Consider the following 8488-nt stretch of genomic DNA (forward strand, 5'->3'; position numbering starts at 1 on the left):
AGTGACTTGACCCGCACATCTGTCAATCAATATTCAGTTCTCAAGGTTCGTTCCTTGCTGTCGTCCTTATCGGTGACAGCTTGTATATCTTACCACTTTCAGAACATCTTGTCAACAACTTTTTTGTTGTCATTTGAAGTTCTTTTTGTGGGCCTCACCCCTTCGGGAGAGTGCTTGATTATAATAGCACAGAAGGGACTTTTAGGCAAAACTCATATTATCCTGTTTATTTAGAATATCTGGGTTTATCCAATAAAATTTTCTTCTATTCTCTTTATTTTCCACTAATTATCATCTTTTCACTCTTTGTTTTGCGTATTTCAATTTTTCCATTTTTATTGTTCGATATAGTCCGAACTAATTCTTTTTCCGTCCTCATTTCTATCCGATAATTTTGGATTATCTTTCTTCCTAGTCTCTTTTTCTTTGAAATTTACTTTTTTGAGGAAAAGGATCTGCGAATTATTCTTTCTTTTGTTTCTTTTCCGGCCTTGCACAGCGCCTTAAGATAAGCCTAGATTTGCCTTCCAGCCTTCCATAGACATGTCGTGCACATTGTTTCTCCTGATGATCTTCCTTCGTTCGTCTCACCGTTTTCCTACGCCTGCAAGATTCCTGACGCCCTTTTGATCAAGACTTTTCATTGAGGCTTCAGGACTCCATGGACGGGTTGTTTTTTCCATGAAAAAAGCTCCTATCCAAACACTTGGTTTAGATAGGAGCCTACTTATATTATTTCTGGATATTATTTCATCATGAGGGCCAAGTCATCTTCCACATTGGAGATAGTGCCAATTCCGAAGTTTTCAACAAGTACATTGGCTACATTCTTGCTGAGGAAGGCCGGCAGTGTGGGGCCCAGGTGAATATTCTTGACGCCCAGGCTTAGGAGGGCAAGCAGAACAATCACAGCCTTTTGTTCATACCAGGCAATGTTGTAGACAATAGGGAGCTTGTTTACGTCATCAAGGCCAAAGACTTCCTTCAGCTTCAGAGCAATGAGTGCCAAGGAGTAGGAGTCATTGCATTGACCGGCATCAAGAACGCGGGGAATGCCGCCAATATCGCCGAGATTCAGTTTATTGTAGCGATATTTTGCGCAGCCAGCCGTGAGGATGACCGTGTCTTTCGGCAGTGCCTTGGCAAATTGGGTGTAATAATCACGGGTCGTATGACGGCCATCACAACCTGCCATGACAATAAATTTCTTGATTGCGCCGCTCTTAACAGCGTCTACGACCTTATCAGCAAGAGCAAGGACCTGATTATGGGCAAATCCACCAACAATCTTGCCGCTTTCGATCTCTGTCGGAACACTGCAGGCTTTAGCCTGCTCGATGATGGCACTGAAGTCTTTCGTTCCATCGGCAGCCTCTTCGATATGACGGCAACCCGGATACTGGGCAGCTCCAGTCGTCCACAGCCGGCCCTTGTAGCTGTCTTTCGGAGGTACGATGCAGTTTGTTGTCATCAGGATCGGACCATTGAAGCTTTCGAATTCATCACGCTGCTTCCACCAAGCATTGCCGTAGTTGCCGGCAAAATGCGGATACTTCTTGAAGAACGGATAGTAATGGCCTGGCAGCATCTCACCATGGGTATAGACATCGACGCCCGTTCCAGCCGTTTGGTCCAGAAGCATTTCCAGATCCTTCAGGTCATGACCGGAAATAAGGATTCCCGGATTGCTGCGGGTGCCAAGGTCCACTTCCGTGATTTCCGGCTGGCCATAAGTATCGGTGTTAGCCGTATCAAGAAGGGCCATGCCCTGAACACCATATTTACCCGTTTCAAGGGTAAGGGCGACAAGATCATCAACACTGATGTCTTTTTTCTGGATATCGGAAAGGGCACGCTGAATGAAAGCATCAACTTCTTCAGCTTCATGACTCAGGACATTTGCATGATGAAGATAAGCAGCAAGACCTTTGAGGCCATACGTGATGGTTTCCTTAAGGGAACGGATATCTTCATTGGGTTCGGAAAGGACGCCAACTTCGGCAGCCTTTGCTGCATAGTCCGTTTCCGGTGCAGACCAGAGGGCCGCTTCGGAAAGACCGGATGCATCCTGCAGCTGTGCGCGCAGCTCTGCCGTTTTCTTAAGGGTTTCCGTCACACGGGCGCGAATGGAGACATCATCAAAATTGGCATTTGTAATGGTCGTGAAAAGGTTCAGCGTAACCATATGGTTGACATCGATGGCCACGGCCTTTCCCTCTTTGCGAAGAGCCGTCGTAACACTGCTCAGGCCTTTGGTTGCATAGACCAAAAGATCCTGAAGCGCTGCAACTTCCGGGCGCTTCCCACAGACACCGCTGACGGTGCAGCCTTTGCACCCTGCTGTTTCCTGACACTGATAACAAAACATATTCAAATCCTCTCTTTCTGGGCCACAGCCCACTCATTTGAATGGAATGGTTCATCAACTGATGTCTTTATTGTAAGCGGTGAAGCTTTCGGAATCGGTTGTTTCAACAACATAAAGAAAAGACATCCCTACTTTTTGACAGGGATGTCATGAACTATTTTTAGATGAGCGGTAAGCCTTCAAAAGAGCGGGCAAAATCACTCAGGGCATACTGAATTTCCTTTTCCGGCGCAGTGGCAAGGGCAGCATCCTTTGTTTCCACCTTGCGCAGGAATTTTTTCTTGAATTTTCCATCTTCCTTGCGATAGAGGTAAAAATCAGCGGCGGACAAGGTTCTCACATAGGTTTCAGGGCCATCTTCCCAGAAGGGGAACAGGGCCTCAACATAGTAGGATTCCATCGTATGGACAACCATGACAGCTACGACATCCGATTCCGTCGCAGCTGCGACCCGTTCGAGATCACCTGTCGTAAGCTCATCACCGCTTTGGACTAGGGAAATAAGTCCATCCCGCCCCTTTTGCAGGATGGTTGGATCATCTAGGAACGTATAGGAAACGCGGGGATATGCCTGCCGCACTTGCCGCTGCCATAAGTTCCTTAGGGACGGCGTCACTTTTCCCGTCCCGTCAAAGCAATAAAAAGCAATGAATTTACGGGACAAGGCATCTTTCGATGCTGACGGGGCGGCAAAGGCAAGATTTCCAGCAAGCAGGGCCACAAGGAAAAAAAGCAATGCCGTAAGCGTTTTCTTAGCGTGCTTCATGGTCCATCACCTCCTGAAGTGTTCCCCGCTTAAGCGTAAGACCCAAATGATGGGCAAGAATCTGTCCTCCATCACTGTAAGTTTCCATCGGTGCCAAAGGCCCCGGTTTTACACCCTTTCCAAAAAAGAGCATAGGAACATGTTCCCGCGTGTGGTCCGAACCTTTGAAGGTAGGATCGCAGCCATGGTCAGCTGTCACAAGAACAAGGTCGCCAGGAGTAAGGCAGGCTTCAAGTTCAGGAAGACGGCTGTCAATCAGCATCAGTCCTTTCCCGTACCCTTCTGCATCACGGCGGTGCCCATACGAAGAATCAAAATCAACAAAATTCGTGAAAATGAGACTGCGGTCCCCGGCGTCTTCAAGGGCCCTCAAGGTCGCATCAAAAAGGGCGGATAGACCAGTGGCCTTGTATTGTTTTGTAATTCCACGATGAGCAAAGATATCAGCAATCTTGCCAATGGCGTAGGTTCCGCCGGCCTCTTCATAGACCCGATCCACCAGGGTCTTTTCCGGTGCGGCCACGGCATAGTCATGACGATTGCCGGTCCGGGTAAAGTTCTCCGCCGCCGTTCCCACGAAAGGACGGGCAATGACACGGGCAATATGATAAGGTCTCACCAAGTCAAACGCCTTTTCACAAAGGGTGTAGAGCCGTTCGAGGCCAAAGGTCTCTTCATGAGCGGCAATCTGGAGAACACTATCGGCGGAAGTATAGATGATGGGTTTGCCCGTCCTCATATGTTCGCATCCCAGTTCCTTGATGATTTCCGTTCCTGACGCATGTTTTTCTCCCAATACACCAGGCAGATTTCCCCCCGTAATAAGTCCCTCAATGATATCTTGGGGAAAACAATGGGGAACATCAGGGAAATAACCCCAATCAAAATCTACGGGCACACCGGTCAGTTCCCAGTGTCCACTCAGCGTGTCCTTGCCGCGGCTCATTTCCTTAGCATATGTATAAGCCCCCTTGATTGGTTCTGACCCAATGGGATAGGGCAAGGGACGACCTGTACTGAGGGTATGGGCGTTAACAAGACCAATGCATGCCAAATGGGGCAGCTGAAAAGGAATGGAAGGACGATGCTTCCCGTACCATTCCACAATGTGGCCCAACGTATCGGCCCCGCTGTCCCCAAACTCGGCAGCGTCAGAAGCCGCCCCGATACCAAAGGAATCCATCATCAAGATAATGCAGCGTTTCATGATTCTCACTCCCTTTGCAGCAGTTCCTCAAGTCCCCTCTTAACAATTTTCTGGAAACGGGCTTCTGCCTGATAATAGATTTCAGGCGGAGCGATTTCCTCGCTATCCGTTCTTTTGGCAACAACGCCACAGATGCTCGCCGCCTTGAGGCCCAAGGCCTGACTGGTCACAAAAACAGCGGCCGTTTCCATTTCATAGTTGGTCACGCCCAGCTGCTGCCACTCCTTCATGCTCCCTTGGAAACGCCGCAGGACATAACCTGTAAAACTATCATAGCGCTCCTGACCAGGCCAGAAGGTATCACTCGAAACACAGATGCCCACTTCATAAGGAATATGTTCCATTTCAGCAGCATAGATCAAAAGCTGTGTCAGATCAAGATCGGCGACAGCCGGAAACTCAATGGGGGCATAATGGGTGCTTGTGCCTTCAAGACGAACAGCCCCCTTGATAATGACAACATCGCCCAGGTCAAGGGATTCCTTGATGGATCCTGTCGTTCCCACGCGAATGACCCGCTTAATACCAAGACGGGCCAGTTCCTCAAGACAGATTGCCGTTGAAGGACCGCCCATGCCTGTTGAAATAACAAGGATGGGCTGACTGGCCACTTGAGCCAAATAACTTGTATACTCCCGATGGCTCACGAGCTCCACAGCAGGTCCCATAGCCTCTGCCAACGATTGTACACGCCCAGGGTCACCTGGCAGGAGCGCAATTTTTGCACCCATGAGCATGTTTTGGGAAAGGTGGGTATGATAGAGGATTTCCTCCGGTCTAGCATAGTAAGCCATAACAGTGCCTCCCTATATCTTCATCCGCCAATGCGGTCATATTTTTCTGTTCATATTATACCACAGCAAAGCGAACTTTTCGTGAATCAAGGGGTGGGATTGCCCTGTTTTTCCTCGCCCATATGGAACGGACCGGTACACTTTTTCCTTATTTTTTCTCAAACTGTCCATTACATTTCAACACATTTCAACCTATAATGAATCCCATCATGTAATGAGGATGTGACCTGTTATGACAAAAGAACAAATCCATAAGCTTACCTTGGCGGGTCTTTTTGCTGCCATGGCATTTGCCTGTTTTTCCTATCTGCGCATTGAGATTCCCATGGGCATGGGCCTTACTGGAAAGATTTACGTAGGCCACGCCTTCATCATGGTATCTGCCCTCCTCTTAGGCGCCAAATATGGGGCCCTTTCAGGAGCCGTCGGACTCTTTCTGGCCGATGTCTTGGCGGGCTACACCACATCCGCACCGCCCACGTTCCTTGCAAAGTTTCTCCTGGGATGGGCTGTAGCCGAAGCAGGAACCCATCTATTTTCTGCCAAACTAAGCTCACCTACCACCTTGGGGCGCGGCGTGCTCTTTGCCTGCCTTGTCGGCTCCCTTGTGAACGTCGTAACAGAACCGGTCATCCGCTTTTCCTTCAAATACTTTATCCTTGGCGTTCCCTATGCCGTGAGCTACGCCTCTGCCATCAACTGCGCGGTCAGCATGGCCGTCAGCAACATTGTTTCCAGTCTTCTTGCCGTGGTGCTCTGTAAGGCCACAGTGCCCATGATGGGACTCAAGAAAGCCTGAAAGAACGTGCATCAAACAAAAGACCGATGAAGCAAAGGGCCATCCCTCCTTCATCGGTCTTTTTCATTTCTCTTAGGTCTCAGCCTTTTCCATGGCCTCAGCCACATCGGCTTCACAACTTCTCATGGCAAGGATGGATTCTTCAAATAGTTTATTGAGGTCCCAGCCCAGCATGTCGGCACCTTCCTTGATGACATCACGGCTGCAGCCCGCAGCAAAATGTTTGTCCTTGAACTTCTTCTTGAGGGATTTTACCTCCATGTCCTGGACACTCTTGGAAGGACGCATGAGGGCCGCGGCCCCAATGAGTCCAGAAAGTTCGTCCACGGCATAAAGGACTTTTTCCATCTCTAGTTCCGGTGCTACATCGCTGCAGCGAGGATAACCATGGCTGGCGACAGCATGGATGAGTTTTTCATCCCATCCTCTTTCCCGAAGAATCTTCTCTTCTGCGCGGCAGTGCTCTTCTGGATATTTTTCGTAGTCAAGATCATGGAGCAATCCTACAAGGCCCCAGAACTCCTCTTCGTCCCCATAGCCCAAGGATTTTGCAAAATGCCGCATGCAGCCTTCAACAGTCAGGGCGTGCTGCCGGTGAAAAGGTTCCTTGTTATAGTCCTTGATAAGCTCCCATGCCTCTTGTCTTGTATTTGCCATCGTCTCTGCTCCTTCCCGGAAGCTAGGCTTCCTCATCATTCTACCTACCAGTATAACACAGGACTCCTATTTTACAGACAAAAAAATGCTCTACAGGAAAAAGGGTTCCTTTGCCTGATGTTCAATATTTTTCGTTCAATTAAAATCTCATCCAACAAATCTTGAATCGCTCAATTCCTCGTTCCCTAACTGTTCATAGCAAACAGCCTACGGCACCTGATTTTTATTGATTGTTTTGGCAGCCTGCATGTTCAGCTGAGGAACAATTGAATAAACGTCTAAAATATAGAAATAGGTCATACAGATAAGACGGTGAACTATAAAAAATCCCATCCCTGGCCCAATCACACCATGACATTCACTCATACAGCAAGTGTCCTATCAGGCACACATATGAGATAAGCGTCCTGTTTTTTTATCATGCGTCCAAAGTCGATGAATGGACAACTTTTCCCATCAAATCATCATTACGGAACCTCATTGCCCTCATACAAGGTTCCCAGATTTTTGTTTTGTTTCAAAAATCGCCTTTCAGCCCGGACAAATCATCCTTCTGCTGTTTATAACGAGATAGCAGAATAAAGATTGCTCCTTTTCCCTCCATATCCACCGCCAAAGGATCAGTTGTTGATTCAAATACACAGGCCGTTTTATTCCCTTGCCTTAGCAAGGCCAGCTGCCTCTACGAAGTGAGTTCCAAGAAAAAGACCAGATATAAAAAGCCCGCACCCACAAAGGGTGCAGGCTTCTTTTTCGTTATTTGGCATAATTTGTAGAATAAGAAAAATATTTTCACAGTTCGCAAAACATAGGCCCTATCACGGTGGCCATGCTTATGGATTTTTGCTTTATCCCATAAAAGACCGCTTTTCGCACAGAATTTTTGCCGTATTTTTGCCGTTAATCTTTGTCTGTTTTAAACATTTTTGCAATTAAAAACTCTATTGGCAAGCCTCATTACGGCTCCAAAGGCCCGTAAAGCCGTTCCATCCCGGCACGGGTCACCAGCCAGATACGTCCGGCTTTTCGTGCCTCCTTTTCGTTGAATCGGGGCGGTGCTCCTTTATACCCCGTGCAAGACTGCTGAATGGTTCTAGCATTAAGTCCCCATTTCTCTGCAGCCTCTGCGGCAGTCATTACTTCTTCCAAAACGCTTCTATCATCTTCTTTGCCCATAGCACTACCACACCTCCCGTAATGGCTGCTTTCACCATTTCTTTGTTCCAGTTCAAAGTAAACACCAGAAATGCCACTGCCACCGTCCATAGTAAGTATCTCATTGCTATACGCTCCTCTCTATGATAAAATGGGAGCAGGTGGGGCGGTTGCCCCGACCTGCTTGCCTTGTTAGCGTTTTTCCTTTGGTCTGGTTTTACGCTTTCGAGGCTTTTTCTTTTTCCGGTGGTCGTACCAGAAGAAGAAAAATTGAATCAGGATTCCGATTATCCATTCCCAATCTTCCTTGTCCAATGGCATCACCTCCTTTCTATGCTTTTATTATACTCGTTTTAGCGTGTATTGTCAAGCTTCTTTATAAAAAAATATCCCCCGTAAAGCCAGATATTTTCTAGCTCTACGGGGATTTTTTTACCGTCTCAGCATGCCCTAAAAGTTACCATTCTGCTACCGTATAGGATATACTACCGGCTTCAATTTTTCGGCCGGTTCGGGTATAGACCATCCCCGTCCTCCTGCCCGCCTGGGGCAATTTGATGTATATAGATCGGCGCCTGGCCGAAGCTATCAGAGTAATACCTATCCACCCGCATAGCGGTTGGTTTTTCATTTTCGGGCATAGCCCTCATATTACTGGCAACGTACAAGTACGTTAAAAAATTGGTCGGTCAGCCATGCACGGGGTTACTTGCTACCCGTAAACGGGTCTCGTGGATCGAAT

General features: G+C 47.9%; 7 protein-coding genes. 1 reads left to right on the forward strand and 6 read right to left on the reverse strand.

The features are described 5' to 3' along the window. Positions 1–745 precede the first annotated feature (745 nt). The 4 genes from hcp to udp all read right to left on the reverse strand — a co-directional run bounded on the left by hcp (position 746) and on the right by udp (position 5135). Positions 746–2368, reverse strand: coding sequence for a hydroxylamine reductase (gene hcp / locus QZQ08_RS09310; RefSeq protein ID WP_296331253.1), 1623 nt, complete (start codon positions 2366–2368; stop codon positions 746–748). A gap of 160 nt (positions 2369–2528) precedes the next feature. Further along, a complete protein-coding gene (locus QZQ08_RS09315) occupies positions 2529–3134 on the reverse strand; it encodes a hypothetical protein (protein ID WP_296331256.1) in 606 nt (201 codons plus the stop codon). Next, entirely contained in the window at positions 3121–4341 is a 1221-nt protein-coding gene (locus QZQ08_RS09320) for a phosphopentomutase (RefSeq protein WP_296331258.1), read from the reverse strand. The genes QZQ08_RS09315 and QZQ08_RS09320 overlap by 14 nt, the downstream gene beginning before the upstream one ends. Before the next feature lie 5 nt (positions 4342–4346). After that, positions 4347–5135, reverse strand: coding sequence for a uridine phosphorylase (gene udp / locus QZQ08_RS09325; RefSeq protein ID WP_296331260.1), 789 nt, complete (start codon positions 5133–5135; stop codon positions 4347–4349). Positions 5136–5367: 232 nt separating this feature from the next. On the opposite strand from udp, the gene QZQ08_RS09330 reads away from it, so the two are divergent. Then, positions 5368–5934, forward strand: coding sequence for an ECF transporter S component (locus QZQ08_RS09330; protein ID WP_296331264.1), 567 nt, complete (start codon positions 5368–5370; stop codon positions 5932–5934). A 72-nt stretch (positions 5935–6006) separates the two neighbouring features. Here QZQ08_RS09330 and QZQ08_RS09335 read toward each other — a convergent pair whose 3' ends face one another. Both QZQ08_RS09335 and QZQ08_RS09340 read right to left on the reverse strand, forming a co-directional pair. After that, a complete protein-coding gene (locus QZQ08_RS09335) occupies positions 6007–6591 on the reverse strand; it encodes a hydrolase (protein WP_296331267.1) in 585 nt (194 codons plus the stop codon). A 957-nt stretch (positions 6592–7548) separates the two neighbouring features. Beyond that, positions 7549–7857 (reverse strand): helix-turn-helix domain-containing protein, encoded by a 309-nt coding sequence (locus tag QZQ08_RS09340; protein WP_296331270.1) that lies wholly within the window; start codon positions 7855–7857, stop codon positions 7549–7551. Positions 7858–8488 lie beyond the last annotated feature (631 nt).

It is taken from the genome of uncultured Acidaminococcus sp. (assembly GCA_900538365.1).
GTDB lineage: Bacteria > Bacillota > Negativicutes > Acidaminococcales > Acidaminococcaceae > Acidaminococcus.

What these genes read in the sequence shown, in the direction of transcription:
- hcp (WP_296331253.1), bottom strand. Translation starts at nt 2,368, where the DNA reads ATGTTTTGTTATCAGTGTCAGGAAACAGCAGGGTGCAAAGGCTGCACC.
- QZQ08_RS09315 (WP_296331256.1), bottom strand. Translation starts at nt 3,134, where the DNA reads ATGAAGCACGCTAAGAAAACGCTTACGGCATTGCTTTTTTTCCTTGTG.
- QZQ08_RS09320 (WP_296331258.1), bottom strand. Translation starts at nt 4,341, where the DNA reads ATGAAACGCTGCATTATCTTGATGATGGATTCCTTTGGTATCGGGGCG.
- udp (WP_296331260.1), bottom strand. Translation starts at nt 5,135, where the DNA reads ATGGCTTACTATGCTAGACCGGAGGAAATCCTCTATCATACCCACCTT.
- QZQ08_RS09330 (WP_296331264.1), top strand. Translation starts at nt 5,368, where the DNA reads ATGACAAAAGAACAAATCCATAAGCTTACCTTGGCGGGTCTTTTTGCT.
- QZQ08_RS09335 (WP_296331267.1), bottom strand. Translation starts at nt 6,591, where the DNA reads ATGGCAAATACAAGACAAGAGGCATGGGAGCTTATCAAGGACTATAAC.
- QZQ08_RS09340 (WP_296331270.1), bottom strand. Translation starts at nt 7,857, where the DNA reads ATGGACGGTGGCAGTGGCATTTCTGGTGTTTACTTTGAACTGGAACAA.